Below are 15,696 nucleotides of genomic sequence, written 5' to 3' on the forward strand. Positions count from 1 at the left end.
TAAGCCTGCGCCACAGCCTGTCCAGGCAGAGTACCATGGGGTTTTGGCCCTAACTGGAGCGTCAGCATGTCGGTTCGTTCAGTGATCATTCGTCAGCGTTTCTGTGGCCCGCCGCACAGCGGCAATGGCGGCTATGTTTCTGGCCTGTTGGCCAGTGCCATGGACACAGGGTGTCAGGTTACCCTGCATGCGCCGCCGCCGCTGGATACCGAGCTGCAACTGCAGCGCACTGAAACCGGGGCTGAATTGCGTCAGGGCGATCGGTTGCTGGGCTCGGCAGTCCCTTATCAGTTCGAGCTCAAGGTACCACCGGCCCCTGCGGTAGCGGTGGCCGAAGCGGCTCAGCAGCGTTTCGAGGGGCTGGTGTTTCACGGCTTGCCGGGCTGTTTCGTATGCGGAACCCAGCGTGAGCCCGGTGATGGGCTGCGAATCTTTGCCGGCCCCGTGGCTGATGGCCAGGTCGCCGCGCTCTGGCGCCCGGCTGCTGATCTGGCTGACAGCAGCGGCCGGGTTGCCGACGAATATCTCTGGGCCGCGCTCGATTGCCCCGGCTTTTTCGCCGTCAAGTCGCGCTCCGATGCCGCTCTGCTCGGACGTTTCGCTGCTCGGCTGATCGCTCCGGTGCAAGCAGAAGAAAATCTGGTGGTGCTGGGCTGGGCTCTGGGGCATGAGGGACGCAAACACCACGCTGGTACTGCCCTATATCGTGCCGATGGCGAGCTGGTGGCCTGCGCCGAGGCCACCTGGATCAGTTTGAAGAAATAGCGGGAAACCAGTGCCGGGTCCGGTTGGCGAACCAGACCAGCGATAGCATCACTGGTACTTCGACCAGTACCCCGACGACGGTGGCCAGAGCGGCGCCCGAGTGCAGGCCGAACAGGGAAATGGCGACGGCTACCGCCAGCTCGAAGAAGTTAGAGGTGCCGATCATGCAGGCCGGAGCGGCGATGTTGTGTGGCAGCTTCCACAACCTGGCCCACACATAGGCTATGGCAAAGATGCCGTAGGTTTGCAGCATCAAGGGGATGGCGATCAGCAGGATGATCAGCGGCCGGTCGATCAGGGTTTGCGCCTGAAAGGCGAACAGCAACACGACGGTCAGCAGCAGGCCCATGATTGAGAAAGGTTTGATCCGGGCGCTGAACTGCTCGACGCCATGCGGGTCACGCTGGTTCAGCCGATGGCGGGTCCAGACTCCGGCAATCAGCGGCAGCAGCACATACAGCAGCACCGAAAGCAGCAGGGTTTCCCAAGGCACACTGATATCCGTCACCCCCAGTAGCAGGGCGGCAATCGGCGCAAAGGCAAAAATCATGATCAGGTCGTTGATCGAGACCTGTACCAGGGTGTAGTTCGGGTCGCCCTTGGTCAACTGGCTCCAGACGAACACCATCGCCGTACAGGGCGCCACCCCCAGGAGAATCATCCCGGCGATGTATTCCTGAGCGCTTTGCGGGTCGACCCAGCCTGCGAACAGGTACTCGAAGAACAGGATGCCCAGCGCTGCCATGCTGAACGGCTTGATCAGCCAGTTGATCACCAGCGTCAGAATCAGCCCTTTGGGCTTGCGTCCGACATCCTTGATTGCAGCAAAGTCGATCTGCACCATCATCGGAAAGATCATCACCCAGATCAACACGGCTACTGCCAGGTTGACGTTGGCCAGCTCCAAGGCGGCAACCTGGGTAAACAGACCGGGCAGGTACTGTCCCAGTATTACACCGCTGATGATTGATCCGGCGACCCAGAGTGACAGATAGCGCTCGAACAGGCCAAGGGGGCTGCTGGCAGTGACTGATGACATGCGAATGCTCCATGCAAATGGTTGAATGTGAATATACGTATTTCCATATATAAGTAAAGCCCGGAAAAGATTGCGGTTGTATCCTGACGCCAAGTCGTTACAATAGCGCGGCCCGCCCAAGGCGGGTTTGTTATGGTGGCCCTGCCGGTCCCCTCGCAATGATTAGCCGTGAACCTGGTCAGGCCCGGAAGGGAGCAGCCACGGCGGTGACATCGTGTGCCGGGGTGTGGCTGGTAGGGTCGCCCCCAATTTCCCCGCCGTGTTTTCTGACGTATCTCTCCCTCGCAATGTCCGCCGGCATTCGGTACATTACCCGCTTGCATTCATGACCGAACGGACCCCGATGAGTTACCAGGTACTAGCCCGTAAATGGCGTCCGCGCCTGTTCCGTGAAATGGTCGGCCAGACCCATGTGCTCCAGGCCCTGATCAACGCGCTGGATCACAATCGTCTGCACCATGCCTACCTGTTTACCGGTACCCGTGGGGTTGGCAAAACCACCATTGCGCGGATTCTGGCCAAGTGCCTGAACTGTGAGGTCGGCGTCAGTTCCGAACCCTGCGGCCAGTGCGCGGCTTGTCGGGAGATCGACGAAGGTCGTTTCGTCGACCTGATCGAAGTCGACGCCGCCAGCCGGACCAAGGTCGAGGATACCCGTGAGCTGCTCGACAACGTGCAGTACGCGCCTACTCGCGGGCGCTTCAAGGTCTACCTGATCGACGAAGTGCACATGCTTTCCAGCCACAGCTTCAACGCCTTGTTGAAAACTCTGGAAGAGCCGCCCGAGCACGTCAAATTCCTGCTGGCTACCACCGATCCGCAAAAGCTGCCGGTCACCATCCTGTCGCGTTGCCTGCAGTTCTCGTTGAAGAATATGCCGCCGGAGCGAGTGGTTGAGCACCTTCGCCATGTGTTGGGCGAAGAGAACGTTCCCCATGATGATGAGTCACTGTGGCTATTGGGCCGCGCCGCCGATGGTTCGATGCGCGATGCCCTGAGTCTGACTGACCAGGCTATCGCTTTTGGTAACGGCACCTTGCGGGTTGCCGAGGTGCGCAACATGCTCGGCACCATCGACCACGGCCAGGTGTTTGGTCTGCTCGAAGCGCTGGCCGCCCATGATGCCCGGGCGTTGCTGGTGGCGGTGGCCGAACTGGCCGAGCAGGGCGCCGACTTTGCCGGTGTGCTGGCCGAGCTGATTTCCACCCTGCAGCGCCTGGCGATAGCCCAGGTGTTGCCGGAGGCTGCCGACAACAGCCAGGGTGATCGTGAGCGGGTGCTGGACTTGGCCGGGCGTATCAGCGCTGAAGATGTGCAACTGTTTTACCAGTTGGCCTTGCACGGGCGTCGTGACCTGCCGTTGGCGCCGGACCCGCGTGGCGGCTTCGAGATGGCTTTGCTGCGCATGCTGGCGTTCCGGCCAGGCACCCAGGCAGATGGTCCGGCCGCACCGCCAACGCCACTGACGGGAAAGTCCCCGGGATCGAGCCAGCCCAAGGCTGATCCCCAGACGACAGGGCCAGCCGCGGTAGCGGCACCGGTTGTTAGTTCCAGTTTGCCGCCAGCCGAGCCAGTTGCACCGGCCCCTGCGCCAGCCCCTTCGATGCCGGCGAGCCCGGAGCGGCAAGTGTCTGAGCCGCAACCCCAGGCTGAACCGCCGTTGCCTGTTAATGTGACCAGGCCGCTGAACCCGAGTACGCCGGTCAAGCCGCCGGTCGAAGACAGCCCGCCAGAGTGGCTGGAAGCGCCGCCGCTGGAGGATGGCCCCGATGGTGCCGAGCAGGACGAGGATGATGTCGATGTCAGCCAGTATCTGGGTGACTGGCAACCCGAGGCCGAGTCTGTAGCACAACCCTCGCAAGAGCCGGAAGCCGATGAGGTCAGTGATCTGCCGGTTGCCAGCGGCATCGCCGCCGAATGGCTGGAGATGTTCCCGAGTTTGGGCTTGAGTGGTCTGACCCAGAGCATTGCCGCCCATTGCCAGTTGATCAGCCGTGAAGCGACCGTCTGGCGGCTGCATCTGGACCCTGGGCACAGCGCGCTGTACAACGAAAATCATCGTCAGCGCCTGCAGCAGGCGCTCAGCGAGCATGTCGGCGAGACGGTGACGCTGGACGTGCAGATTCAGGCCCCGGATCAGGAAACACCGGCCGTGGCTGCGGCGCGGCGCAAGGTCGCCCGGCAGAAAGAGGCCGAGGCCAGCATTCAGGCTGACCCGCTGGTCCAGGCATTGATCAGGGATTTCTCGGCCCGGATCTGCGATGACAGTATCCGGCCCATTGATACAGCGAAATAATTGAAGAGGACAAGCAGATGATGAAAGGTGGCATGGCGGGTCTGATGAAGCAGGCCCAGCAAATGCAGGAAAAAATGCAGAAAATGCAGGAAGAGCTGGCCAACGCCGAAGTAACCGGTCAATCCGGTGCCGGTCTGGTGTCAGTGGTTATGACCGGGCGTCACGATGTGCGCCGGGTCAGCATTGACGACAGCCTGATGAGCGAAGACAAGGAAGTGCTCGAGGATCTGATTGCCGCAGCGTTCAACGATGCGGTGCGCAAACTGGAAAAGAACAATCAGGAAAAGATGGCTGGTCTGACCGCCGGGATGAATCTGCCCGACGGCTTCAAGATGCCGTTCTGAGCCTGCCTGCATGAGTTTCAGTCCGCTGATCCGGCAGTTGATTGATGCGCTGCGGGGGTTGCCTGGCGTTGGGCCTAAAACCGCCCAGCGCATGGCCCTGCATTTGCTTGAGCGCGATCGTGAAGTAGCCCGACATCTGGCCCGGGCACTGGAGGCGGCGATGGATGGCGTCGGCTATTGCTCGCGTTGCCGCACCCTGAGTGAAACCGAGATCTGCAACTTGTGTGCTGATCCGCGCCGGGATGACAGTTTGCTCTGTATTTTGCAAAGCCCGGCTGATGTCTGGGCGGTGGAGCAGGCCGGTGGCTTTCATGGCCGCTACTTCGTGCTCAAGGGTAATCTGTCGCCGATTGACGGGCTGGGGCCTGAGGAGATTGGTATTCCGGCGTTGCTGGCGTGCCTTGAGGATCGCGACGTGGCCGAGGTGATTCTGGCCACCAATCCGACCGTGGAAGGCGAGGCCACCGCGCACTATATTGCCAATCTGCTCAAACCGCGTGGTATCAAGGTTTCACGCATTGCTCACGGTGTGCCGCTGGGCGGTGAGCTGGAATATATTGACGGCGGTACGCTGGCCCATGCCTTGGCCGGGCGTACCCCGATTGGTTGATGCTGGCGCCCTGTTTCGTGGCCGAGGGCCACGAAACAGGGCTGTGGGTCAGCTGGCCAGGCGGCCGTCGCGGTAGTCGCGCAGGGCCTGTTCGATCTCCTCACGACTGTTCATCACGAACGGACCATACTGCACCACCGGCTCGCCGATCGGTTTGCCGGCAATCAGCAGCAACCGCGCCCCTGAACTACCGGCACGCAGGCTAACCCCGCCACCTTGGCCCAGCCGTGCCAATTGCTTGGGTGCCAGCTCGGCACTGCGCTGCTCGCCGTGCACGCTGACCTGACCCTCATAGGCATACAGCAGCACGTTGAGCTGGCTTTCCAGCGGCAACTCCAGTGCTTCGTCGGCACCCAGATGCAGGTCCAGGTACAGCGGCTCGGTGGCCTTGCCCTGAATCGGCCCTGACAGCGTTTGCCCGTTGATGGTCAACTCGCCGGCAATCACCAGCACCTGCCCACCGCCGGGCAATTGCCCTTCGGCCAGGGCCGAGGGTGGCAGGTCCTGATAGCTGGCAGGCTGCATCTTGTCCTTGGCCGGCAGGTTGACCCAAAGCTGGAACCCGCGCATGCGGCCGGAGCTTTGTTGCGGCATTTCCGAGTGAATGATGCCGCGCCCGGCGGTCATCCACTGCACGCCACCGGACTCCAGTAAACCCTGGTTGCCCATGTGGTCCTCGTGCAGCATCTTGCCTTCAAGCATGTAGGTCACTGTTTCGAAGCCGCGATGCGGGTGCGGCGGAAAGCCGCCAATGTAGTCGGCAGCTTCATCGGAGCCGAACTCGTCGAGCATCAGGAAAGGGTCGAAACGTTCCGGGCCCTGGCCGCCGAATACACGTACCAGTTTGACGCCGTCGCCATCGGAGGCTGGACGACCCTGAAGCAGTTCAATCACATCGCGTTTGTGCATGGCTCACCTCCATTAAGAGGGTGTTTACAAATTACTGCGCTCGGCCATGCAGCGTTGAAATCAGCCTCACAATGCTCATTTACACCACGTAAACTGCGCTTGTTCGGCTGATTTCGCCTTGCCTGGCCGTCGCTCGTGACATTTGTAAACACCCTTTAGATATGTGGCCATTCTATAAGTGGATTTTTTGGTTTAATAGCGCAAAAAATCCACCAAAAGCATCGATTAATTCGATGTTTCGCCTGGGCTCTCGCCACGTTCCCGGGCTTCCAATTCCTCAATGATCCGCTCATAGGCGCGGCAGGGACCATGTTCGCTGCGGGTTGGATCGCGTTGTTGCAGCTCCAGCAGTTGGGTGTGCAATTGGTTGGCCTTGTCCGGATCGCCGGCAGCGATGCGGTTGATGGTCTGGGCGACTTTCTCAGCCATCTCGATGGCGTCTTCCGGCGAGCAGGCCAGGCTGGGCTGGCTGAGCAGGGCCAGCACGCAACCGATGGCCAGGGTAGAGCGAATTTTCATGTCTTACCTCGTAATGCCCGTAGGCGAGAAAGGGTTATGGTAGCCGCTTGGCTGCGTTCCTCCAACCATGGTTTGGCACCAGGTCTATGTGACGCACCCGGAAAAGACGGCTGGTCCGAGCTAGGATAAGTGCATGAGAGGACTTATCGTGGCGTGTGTCCTGTTACTGGCTGGGCTGCAGTCTGGGGTGATCTGGGCTGAGGTTTTGCGTGTGGGGATGGGCACCCACAAGCCACCTTATATCTATGAGGGGCAGCTCCGTGGACTGGAGCACGATCTGATCAAGGCTGCCTTCGAGCTGGCCGGCTTCCAGATGGAGCTTTACTACGGGCCAATGGAGCGTCTGCATGTGCTGCTGGCGCGCGGTGAGCTGGATGCGATTGCTACCACCAGCCCGGTCAGCGGTATTCCGGCGTTTTACTCCGCGCCCTATGTCGAGTACCAGAATGTGGCGATCACCCTTGCCCGGCGCGAGATCGAGCTGGACAGTATCGGCGAACTGGACAATTACTCGGTCAGTGCCTTCCAGCGGGCCCGCTTTCTGCTCGGCGAGGAGTTCCAGGCCATGACCGTGAGCAACCCACGGTATCGCGAGGAGGCCCGCCAGGTTATTCGCAACATGTTGCTCTATGCCGGTCGGGTCGATGTGGTAATTGCCGATCTGCGAATTTTCCATGCCTTCAATCATGAGATTGGTGATCAGGTCGATACCCGGCAACCAATCCGGGTGCACCCGTTATTTCCGCCATCGCCATACAGCGTCGGCTTCATCGATCCGGACAAGCGTGATCGCTTCAATCTGGGGCTGCAACGGTTGCGCGAGAGTGGCCGTTATCAGCGCATCGAAGCACGGTACGCGGATTTCTGAGCTAGCCTTAATAGACCGCTGTTCTGGCGCCTGCCTACTACTAAATAACGAAGTCGTCCCTGCCAAGGACGCATACACGCACCCGCCGGGCAGTCCTAGTATCGACTCATGACTTGGCCCGTGATGGGTCAGGCAAGCTCAGAGGACATAACAATGATCTACGCCAATCCTGGAGCACCCGGCTCCGTCGTTACTTTCAAGGACCGATACGGCAACTTCATCAACGGTGAATTCGTTGCTCCGGTCAAAGGTCAGTATTTCACCAACACCACTCCGGTGACTGGCGGCGCAGTCTGTGAAATCCCGCGTTCCACCGCCGAAGATATCGAAAAGGCCCTGGATGCCGCTCATGCCGCCAAGGATGCCTGGGGCAAAACCTCGGTACAGGCCCGCTCCAATATCCTGCTGAAGATTGCCGACCGTATCGAGCAGAACCTGGAAAAGTTGGCTGTCACCGAAACCTGGGACAACGGCAAGGCCGTGCGTGAAACCCTCAATGCCGATATCCCGCTGGCAGCCGACCACTTCCGCTATTTTGCCGGTTGTATTCGTGCTCAGGAAGGTACTGCCGCCGAGATCGACGAAAACACCGCTGCCTACCACTTCCATGAACCGCTGGGTGTGGTTGGGCAGATCATTCCGTGGAACTTCCCGCTGCTGATGGCTGCCTGGAAACTGGCGCCGGCTCTGGCTGCTGGTAACTGCATCGTGCTCAAGCCGGCCGAGCAGACCCCGCTGAGCATCCTGGTATTTGCCGAGCTGGTCGCTGATCTGCTGCCGCCCGGCGTACTCAATATCGTCAATGGCTACGGCCGTGAAGCCGGCGAAGCGCTGGCCACCAGCAAGCGTATCGCCAAATTGGCGTTCACTGGCTCGACCCCGGTTGGCCGGCATATTCTCAAGTGCGCCGCCGAGAACATTATTCCTTCTACCGTGGAGCTGGGCGGCAAGTCGCCGAACATCTACTTCGCCGACATCATGCAGGCCGAAGAGTCGTTCATCAGCAAGGCTGTTGAAGGTATGGTGCTGGCGTTCTTCAATCAGGGCGAAGTCTGCACCTGCCCGTCGCGTGCGCTGATTCAGGAAAGCATGTACGACGACTTTATCGCCCGGGTGGTCGAGCGTACCCGTCAGATCAAGCGCGGCAACCCGCTGGATACCGAGACCATGGTTGGTGCCCAGGCTTCCGAGCAGCAGTTCGACAAGATCCTGTCGTACATGGAAGTGGCCCGTGAAGAGGGTGCCGAGTTCCTGATCGGTGGTGGTGCCGAGCACCTGCACAATGAGCTGGGCAACGGCTACTACATCCAGCCGACCCTGCTCAAGGGCCACAACAAGATGCGTATCTTCCAGGAAGAAATCTTTGGCCCGGTGGTCAGCGTCACCACCTTCAAGACCGAGGAAGAAGCGCTGGCGATCGCCAACGACACCGAGTTTGGTCTGGGTGCCGGGGTCTGGACCCGCGACATCAACCGTGCCTACCGCATGGGTCGCGGCATCCAGGCTGGTCGGGTATGGACCAACTGCTACCACATGTACCCGGCACATGCCGCGTTCGGTGGTTACAAGAAGTCCGGTGTTGGCCGCGAGACCCACAAGATGATTCTCGACCACTACCAGCAGACCAAGAACCTTCTGGTCAGCTACGACGTGAACCCGCTGGGCTTCTTCTGAGCCCCGGCAGCTCGCGTGGCCGGCCTGCTCCCCGGCCATGAGTGCGGTGGTACCCGAGCCCTTAGGGGCTCGGTTGTTGTCCTAATGTTCGTGAGATTGGCGCGGCTTCGGCCGCGCATTTTTTTGTCCGCACTCTCTGTTCAGAGCGCGGCCAGTTCTCAGCGGAACGCCGGCACTACGTGGTTGATGAACAGTTCGAGCGACTTCTTCTTCTCTTCGTGCGACAGGGTGTTGTCGGTCCAGAAGCTGAATTCGTCCACTCCCAGTTCCTGATAGTGACGCAGGCGGGCGATGATCTCGTCCGGTGTGCCGACCATGGTGTTCTTGCGGATGTTCTCCAGTTCGAACTCCGGGCGCTCCTTGAACTTCTCTTCCGGGCTGGGCGGCAGCAGGCCGTTGACCGGAATCTGCTTGTTGCCGAACCAGGCGTCGAAGGTGCGGTAGAAGCGCGAGATGCCTTCAGCACCGATTTTCCAGCCATCCGGCTGATCGGGACTGTGCACAAAGGTATGCCGCAGCACCATGATCTGCGGGCGGGGTACGTCCGGGTTGTTGGCCAGTGCGGTGTCGAATTTGTTCTTCAGATCGACCACTTCCTCGTCGCCCTTCATCAGCGGGGTGACCATCACGTTGCAGCCATTCTTGACCGCGAAGTTGTGCGAGTCGGGATCGCGTGCGGCAATCCAGACTGGCGGGTGCGGCTGCTGGATCGGGCGCGGTGAGGAAGTCGAGGTCGGGAATTTCCAGAGCGCGCCATCGTGGGCGTAGTCACCCTGCCAGAGCGCCTTGATCACCGGCACCATCTCACGCAGATGCTGACCGCCGTCGGTGGCCGGCATGCCGCCTGCCATACGGTCGAACTCGAACTGATAGGCGCCACGGGCCAGACCCACTTCCATCCGGCCATTGCTGATCACATCAAGCAGAGCGCACTCGCCGGCAGCCCGAATGGGGTGCCAGAACGGGGCGATCAGAGTACCGGCACCCAGACGAATGGTAGTGGTACGAGCGGCGAGGTTGGCCAGCAGCGGCATAGGGCTGGGGGCGATGGTGTAGTCCATCGAGTGGTGTTCGCCGATCCAGACGGTGGAGAACCCACCGGCTTCGGCCATCAGGGTCAGTTCGGTGAGGTTTTCAAAAAGCTCCCGGTGGCTGACCTGATCGTCGTAGCGCTCCATATGCACGAACAATGAAAACTTCATATGACTGTCCTCGAACCTGTACTTGTTGGTTTGACCATCGTTTGGCCGGCTTGGTTTAAGTGTCCCTGCGCGGCTATCGGGTGTCGATCACGCCTGATCTTGGCGTACTAGCAAAGTGCAGCAGATCACTGGATATTGGTATACCATAATACGGGATATCTTAAAACCATTTCACCGTACCGTTTATCTAGGGAGGGGCCATGAGCATCCGACACAAGCTCATCATGACGTTTGCGATCATTGCCAGTTTGCCGGTCATGCTGGTGGCGTTGCTGGTTGTACTGAACCTGCGTGAAGCCGCCAGAGATGATTTTATTGATAGCAGTGGGCGCGAAATCCGGCAGGTCGAAACCGCCATGCAGCTGTTCTTTGAGGGCATCAGTCAGAATGTTGAATTCCTGGCGGCGCATCCGCTGCTGAAGAACATTGACGGAGAGTTCAAGCGTTATGTCGATGCGCGCAGCGCCCGTCAGCCCGAAGGTGAGCAGGACCGGGCGGTGTTTGAGCTGTTTGCCGGGCTGGCCGCCAGCCATCCGGCCTATGCCTATGTGTCATTGGGAACGCGTGAAGGTGGCTACCTGTTCTGGCCCGGCGACCCCAATTTGAGCGACTACGATCCACGCACTCGGCCCTGGTATCAGCGGGCTATGGCTGAGCCGGGTAAGGTCCAGCGCACCGAAGCCTACTACTGGGCTGACGATGATGTGGTACTGGTCAGCACGGTGCGCAGCTTCGCCAACCGCCTGGGCAATCAGGGGGGAGTGGTCAATATCGACGTATCACTGCAGCAGCTTACCGATATCGTTCGTGACATCGAGTTGGGGCAGAGCGGTTATCTGATGTTGATCGAAAGTAACGGCACCGTACTGGTCGATCCGCGCCGGCCAGAGAACAACTTTCGTCAACTGGCCGATCTTGGGCCCAGTTATGCCAGGCTGGCAGCCGCCAACGGTGGTTCGGTCGAAGTGGAGTTGGCCGGCGAGCGCTATATGGCCAACGTCTATACCTCGCAGGCCCTGGGCTGGCAGTTCATTGGGCTGATCCGCGAGCAGGAGGTGATGGCCGGCGCAACCCGACTGACCTGGATCATTGCCCTGATTGCCGCCCTGGCCGCATTCGCTTTTGCCGCTCTGGGGGCTCTGAGTGCGGGCTTGATTACCCGGCCGATCCAGGCGGTTAGCAATGGGCTTGAGGGGATAGCTCAGGGGGAGGGTGATCTGACCACCAATCTGGCGGTGCGTGGCCGGGATGAAACCGCGCAACTGGCGGGCTGGTTCAACCAGTTTCTCGGCGCCATTCGCGAACTGGTGCAGCGTATCGCCCAGGCGGCCGGGCAAATCCACAGCAGCTCAGGCAGTGCCACTCAGGTGTCCCAGGAACTGGCCGAGGTGGCGGCCCGACAGCGTGAGGCGGTGGATATGGTGTCGACCGCTTTCCATGAAATGGTGATGACCGCCAATGAGGTGGCCCGCTCCTGCAGCCAGGCCGCCAACTCGGCTGATCAAGGGCAGAGTCAGGCGCATGCCGGGCAGCAGCAGATCGATGCGTCGGTTGACAGCGTTGGCCGGTTGAGTGGCGAGATTGAACAGGCGGCTCAGGCAATGCAGCAGCTGGAGCAGGACAGCAATGCGATTCAGTCGATTCTTGGCACCATCAATGCGATTGCCGAGCAGACCAACCTGTTGGCGCTCAATGCCGCGATTGAGGCTGCCCGGGCCGGTGAGCAGGGGCGTGGATTTGCCGTGGTGGCCGATGAGGTGCGGGCGCTGGCCAAGCGCACGGCCGACTCTACCGAAGAGATCGATGATTTGCTTGGTCGCCTGGCTCAGCGCACCCAGGCTACCGCCCGGCAGATGCACAGCAGCCTGGAGGTGTCCCAGCAGACGGTCAGCTCAATCAGCGAGGCGCGCTCGAGCTTCGAGCTGATTCGCGAGGCGGTGGACCGGATCCGCGATATGAATACCCAGATCGCCACGGCGGCTGAAGAGCAGCATCAGGTTGCCGAAGACATCAATCGCCACATCAGTCAGATCCACGGTGACTCACAGCAGGTGGCTGAACTGGCCAATGCCACCCGGGCCGATGCCCAGACCCTGACTGGTCTGTCGGATACCCTCAATAGTCTGGTTCGGCGCTTCAAGACCTGAGTCCAGGTTTCCGGGGCCGTCAGTGACGGCCCTGATCCTGCTCAACCTTCGAACGGGATGCTTTCCACTACTTCCAGATCGTAGCCAGTCAGGCCGGCGTATTTCAGTGGCGGGCCCAGGTGGCGCAGCTTGCCGACGCCCAAGTCCTGAAGAATCTGCGCTCCGGTACCGACCTCGGAATAGATTCGTGACTGGGAGCGGTTGTAGGGCCGGCGCGGCTGAGTGAGTTGCGGCACCCGTTCCAGCAGGGCCTGGGAGGATTCGTTGTTGGCCAGCACCACTACGACGCCATGACCGACCTCGGCGACTTTTTCCAGCGCTGCCCACAGGGTCCAGTTCTTCGGGCCGGTGTATTCGGCACCAACCAGATCGCGCAGCGGATCGATGACATGGACCCGCACCAGGGTCGGCTGTTCACGCTGGATATCGCCCATGACCATCGCCATGTGAACGCCGCCTTCGATGCGGTCCTCGTAGGTCACCAGGCGGAAGTTGCCATGCACCGTTGGCATTTCGCGCTCGCCAATGCGGATAACGGTGTGCTCGGTGCTAAGCCGGTAATGGATCAGATCGGCGATGGTGCCGATACGGATGCCGTGCTGCTTGGCGAAGATCTCCAGCTCGGGTCGTCGGGCCATGGTGCCGTCTTCGTTCATGACCTCGACAATGACCGCTGCTGGGGTCAGGCCCGCCAGCCGGGCCAGGTCGCAGCCGGCTTCCGTGTGTCCGGCGCGGGTCAGCACTCCGCCTTCACGGGCTCGCAGGGGGAAGATATGTCCTGGTTGCACCAGATCTTCGGCGCGGGCATCCGGTGCTACCGCGGTGAGAACGGTGTGGGCCCGGTCAGCGGCGGAAATGCCGGTAGTGACGCCCTGGGCTGCTTCGATCGAGACGGTGAACGCGGTGGCGAACGGGCTGCCGTTATGCGGCACCATGGGGCTGAGTTCCAGGCGCTGACAATGCTCCTCGGTCAGGGTCAGGCAGATCAGGCCGCGGGCCTCACGGGCCATGAAGTTGATCGCTGCGGTGGTGCATTTTTCCGCAGCCAGCAACAGGTCACCTTCGTTCTCGCGGTCTTCGTCGTCAACCAGCAGCACCATCTTGCCCTGGCGGAAGTCTTCAATGATGTCTTCGATGCGGTCGAATGGCATGACGGGTGCTCCTGGTCTGGCTGTTTTATCGCATTAATGGTATACCATAATACCAAATTACAACGAATTCAGAAGGTCAGTATGAAGGCTTATTGGATTGCCCACGTCAACGTCAGCAACCCTGATCAGTACAGCGAATACATCCGCCTGGCGCCAGCGGCTTTCGCCAAGTATGGCGCACGCATGCTGGCTCGGGGTGGCCGGGCTGAGGCGCAGGAAGGGCGAGCTACGCCACAGCGTAGCGTGGTGATCGAGTTCGATTCCTATGAGCAGGCTATCGCTTGTTACCACTCGGCCGAATACCAGCAGGCCAAGGCGCAGCGTGAAGGGGTGGCCGAGGCCGAGGTGATTATCGTCGAGGGTCTGTGAGCGGTTGTCAGTGAATGAAGTGCACCATGCCGGTGTCGTCATTACCGACGTAGATACCATAGACGCCAGCCTGGCGTTCACAGATAAAGCGTTCGAGAATCTGCCGGATGGCCGGGTAGTAGATGCTGTCCCAGGGAATATCCTCGGGAGCGAAAAATTCGCAGGTGGCGGTCTCCGGGCCGTACTGGCCAGTGATCTCCAGGGCGATGGCGCGGAAGATGATGTAGACCTCGTTGATCTTCGGCACGCTGAAGATCGAGTAAGGCGAGAGGATTTCAGCCCGCACGCCGCTTTCTTCCCAGACCTCGCGTAGCGCCGCCTGTTCAGTGGTTTCGCCATTCTCCATGAACCCGGCCGGCAATACCCAGGTGCCGGCCTGCGGCGCTATGGCTCGTTGGCACAGCAGGTATTTGCCTTCCTGCTCGATGATGCAGCCGGTGATGACCTTGGGGTTCTCGTAATGGATATAGCCACAGCCCATGCAGATCAGCCGCTCATGGGTATCACCCGGCGGTAGGCCGCGCTGCAGGGTGGACCCGCCGCATTGCGGGCAGAAGCGGGGCGTACGCATGGTGCTAGCGTCCTATACGGGGCTCTTTCAGAGCGATGGGGGTAACGAACTCGCGCATGTCTCCCTGTTCACCCTGCTTGGACTTGAGATACTCAAGAGCCACCTTGGCAGCAGCGCGGACGTGGTCGACCGAGGCCTGGTGGGCAACCATCGGGTCACCGCTCTTGATCGCCTCAACAATACGTTCCATCTCATGGTTACTGGCGTCCCGGCGATTGGCCTGGGAGACCGAGGTGGCGCGCAGGTAGCTGATCCGGGCCTGCAGCAGACGCAACTGGGCGGCAGCGATCTGATTGCCCGAGCCTTCGAGCAGTACGTCATAGAAGCCCTGCACCGAGTCCAGCACCTGTTGCAGGTTGCCACTTTCCAGCACCTTGCGGTTTTCTTCCAGTGCGCGTTCCAGTGCGCGAATGTCCTTGGCCTTGGCGTTGAGGGTGAACAGCTGCACGATCAGCCCTTCGAGCACGCAGCGCAGCTCGTAGATGTCGCGGGCATCTTCCAGGGTGATGATGGCGACGCGCGGTCCCTTGCTGCCGTCGAACTCTACCAGCCCTTCGGACTCCAGGTGGCGCAGGGCTTCGCGTACCGAGGTGCGGCTTACGCCCAGGCGTTCACACAGATCACGCTCCACCAGCCGGTCGCCGGGCAGCAACTGGAAATTGAGGATAGCCCCGCGCAGTTTATCCAGCACGATTTCGCGCAGGGTCACGGGGGTGCGATTGATCTTGAAAGTATCGTCGAGTGGCAGGCGTTTCATAGGGTCCGCTCTGGTTATGGCTATCCGTAGGGCTGAAGGCGGCGTATCGGGACGCCGCCGGTTCGGTTTTCGCGCTTCAGCCCTGGGCCTCGTTGTCGGCCTCGGCAAGCGCCTCACGGGCGATGCGGAAGCTGTCGACCGCAGCCGGTACGCCACAGTAGATGCCGACCTGCAACAGAATTTCACGGATTTGCTCAGGGCTCAGGCCGTTACGCAGGGCACCGCGAATGTGCAGTTTCAGCTCATGGGGCCGGTTCAGCGCCGAAATCATGGCCAAGTTTATCATGCTGCGTTCTTTCAGGGATAAGCCTTCGCGGCCCCAGACATGGCCCCAGCAGTACTCGGTGACCAGTTCCTGCAGTGGGCGGCTGAACTCATCGGCGTTCTGCAGCGACTTATCGACGTATTCCCGGCCCAGAACCTGGGTGCGAATCTCCAGACCGCGGGTGTATTTTTCGTTGCTCATGACCAATCC

The 15,696-nt window shown here is 60.5% G+C and carries 16 protein-coding genes, 1 other RNA gene and 1 pseudogene; 10 read left to right on the top strand and 8 right to left on the bottom strand.

What is annotated here, in order from left to right; translation table 11 throughout:
* Positions 1–66 precede the first annotated feature (66 nt).
* A complete protein-coding gene (locus C2846_RS17515) occupies positions 67–765 on the top strand; it encodes a hypothetical protein (protein ID WP_205890268.1) in 699 nt (232 codons plus the stop codon).
* Here the strand turns inward: C2846_RS17515 and arsB are convergent.
* Positions 749–1,804: an ACR3 family arsenite efflux transporter gene (gene arsB, locus C2846_RS17520; RefSeq protein WP_080051278.1), complete on the bottom strand. Its 1,056-nt coding sequence runs from the start codon at positions 1,802–1,804 to the stop codon at positions 749–751. The two genes, C2846_RS17515 and arsB, sit on opposite strands and share 17 nt — an antisense overlap.
* Positions 1,805–1,946: 142 nt before the next feature.
* Here arsB and ffs point away from each other — a divergent pair.
* From ffs to recR, 4 genes are all read left to right on the top strand, one after another.
* Positions 1,947–2,043: signal recognition particle sRNA small type (ffs, locus tag C2846_RS17525), an RNA gene on the top strand.
* A gap of 104 nt (positions 2,044–2,147) precedes the next feature.
* Complete coding sequence (gene dnaX, locus C2846_RS17530) at positions 2,148–4,100, top strand: DNA polymerase III subunit gamma/tau (protein WP_080051277.1); 1,953 nt, start codon at positions 2,148–2,150, stop codon at positions 4,098–4,100.
* A 17-nt stretch (positions 4,101–4,117) separates the two neighbouring features.
* Positions 4,118–4,444 carry a YbaB/EbfC family nucleoid-associated protein gene (locus tag C2846_RS17535; protein ID WP_080051276.1) on the top strand — a complete coding sequence of 109 codons (327 nt, stop codon included), beginning with the start codon at positions 4,118–4,120 and terminating at the stop codon, positions 4,442–4,444.
* Between the two features lie 10 nt (positions 4,445–4,454).
* Entirely contained in the window at positions 4,455–5,054 is a 600-nt protein-coding gene (gene recR, locus C2846_RS17540; RefSeq protein WP_080051275.1) for a recombination mediator RecR, read from the top strand.
* A 48-nt stretch (positions 5,055–5,102) separates the two neighbouring features.
* Here the strand turns inward: recR and C2846_RS17545 are convergent, their stop codons facing one another.
* Together C2846_RS17545 and C2846_RS17550 are read right to left on the bottom strand one after the other, a co-directional pair.
* Positions 5,103–5,963, bottom strand: coding sequence for a pirin family protein (locus C2846_RS17545; protein WP_080051274.1), 861 nt, complete (start codon positions 5,961–5,963; stop codon positions 5,103–5,105).
* Positions 5,964–6,188: 225 nt separating this feature from the next.
* The gene (locus C2846_RS17550; protein WP_119702100.1) at positions 6,189–6,482 is read right to left on the bottom strand and encodes a hypothetical protein; all 294 of its coding nucleotides are present in this window, start codon (positions 6,480–6,482) and stop codon (positions 6,189–6,191) included.
* Between the two features lie 133 nt (positions 6,483–6,615).
* Here C2846_RS17550 and C2846_RS17555 point away from each other — a divergent pair, with 133 nt between their 5' ends.
* The gene (locus tag C2846_RS17555; protein WP_205890269.1) at positions 6,616–7,350 is read left to right on the top strand and encodes a substrate-binding periplasmic protein; all 735 of its coding nucleotides are present in this window, start codon (positions 6,616–6,618) and stop codon (positions 7,348–7,350) included.
* 153 nt (positions 7,351–7,503) lie between these two features.
* The gene (gene exaC / locus C2846_RS17560; protein ID WP_119702101.1) at positions 7,504–9,024 is read left to right on the top strand and encodes an acetaldehyde dehydrogenase ExaC; all 1,521 of its coding nucleotides are present in this window, start codon (positions 7,504–7,506) and stop codon (positions 9,022–9,024) included.
* A 158-nt stretch (positions 9,025–9,182) separates the two neighbouring features.
* On the opposite strand, the gene C2846_RS17565 is transcribed toward exaC, so the two are convergent.
* Positions 9,183–10,226, bottom strand: a complete 1,044-nt coding sequence (locus C2846_RS17565; protein ID WP_119702102.1) for an LLM class flavin-dependent oxidoreductase — start codon at positions 10,224–10,226, stop codon at positions 9,183–9,185.
* 257 nt (positions 10,227–10,483) lie between these two features.
* Here C2846_RS17565 and C2846_RS19225 point away from each other — a divergent pair.
* Positions 10,484–11,518, top strand: a pseudogene (locus C2846_RS19225) (HAMP domain-containing protein); the annotation flags it as partial.
* A 126-nt stretch (positions 11,519–11,644) separates the two neighbouring features.
* A complete protein-coding gene (locus tag C2846_RS19230; protein WP_420849062.1) occupies positions 11,645–12,373 on the top strand; it encodes a methyl-accepting chemotaxis protein in 729 nt (242 codons plus the stop codon).
* 41 nt (positions 12,374–12,414) lie between these two features.
* Here the strand turns inward: C2846_RS19230 and ribBA are convergent, their stop codons facing one another.
* Positions 12,415–13,524, bottom strand: coding sequence for a bifunctional 3,4-dihydroxy-2-butanone-4-phosphate synthase/GTP cyclohydrolase II (gene ribBA / locus C2846_RS17575; protein WP_119702104.1), 1,110 nt, complete (start codon positions 13,522–13,524; stop codon positions 12,415–12,417).
* A gap of 81 nt (positions 13,525–13,605) precedes the next feature.
* Between ribBA and C2846_RS17580 the strand changes: the two genes are divergently transcribed.
* A complete protein-coding gene (locus C2846_RS17580; RefSeq protein WP_119702105.1) occupies positions 13,606–13,893 on the top strand; it encodes a DUF1330 domain-containing protein in 288 nt (95 codons plus the stop codon).
* A gap of 7 nt (positions 13,894–13,900) precedes the next feature.
* Here C2846_RS17580 and C2846_RS17585 read toward each other — a convergent pair whose 3' ends face one another.
* From C2846_RS17585 to C2846_RS17595, 3 genes are all read right to left on the bottom strand, one after another.
* On the bottom strand, positions 13,901–14,464 hold the full coding sequence (locus tag C2846_RS17585) for an NUDIX hydrolase (protein WP_119702106.1): 564 nt from the start codon (positions 14,462–14,464) through the stop codon (positions 13,901–13,903).
* A gap of 4 nt (positions 14,465–14,468) precedes the next feature.
* Positions 14,469–15,221: a GntR family transcriptional regulator gene (locus C2846_RS17590; protein ID WP_080051266.1), complete on the bottom strand. Its 753-nt coding sequence runs from the start codon at positions 15,219–15,221 to the stop codon at positions 14,469–14,471.
* Between the two features lie 76 nt (positions 15,222–15,297).
* Positions 15,298–15,687, bottom strand: a complete 390-nt coding sequence (locus tag C2846_RS17595) for a carboxymuconolactone decarboxylase family protein (RefSeq protein WP_119702107.1) — start codon at positions 15,685–15,687, stop codon at positions 15,298–15,300.
* Positions 15,688–15,696: the final 9 nt, after the last annotated feature.

The organism is Pseudomonas jilinensis (assembly GCF_003586265.1).
Lineage (GTDB): Bacteria > Pseudomonadota > Gammaproteobacteria > Pseudomonadales > Pseudomonadaceae > Halopseudomonas > Halopseudomonas phragmitis.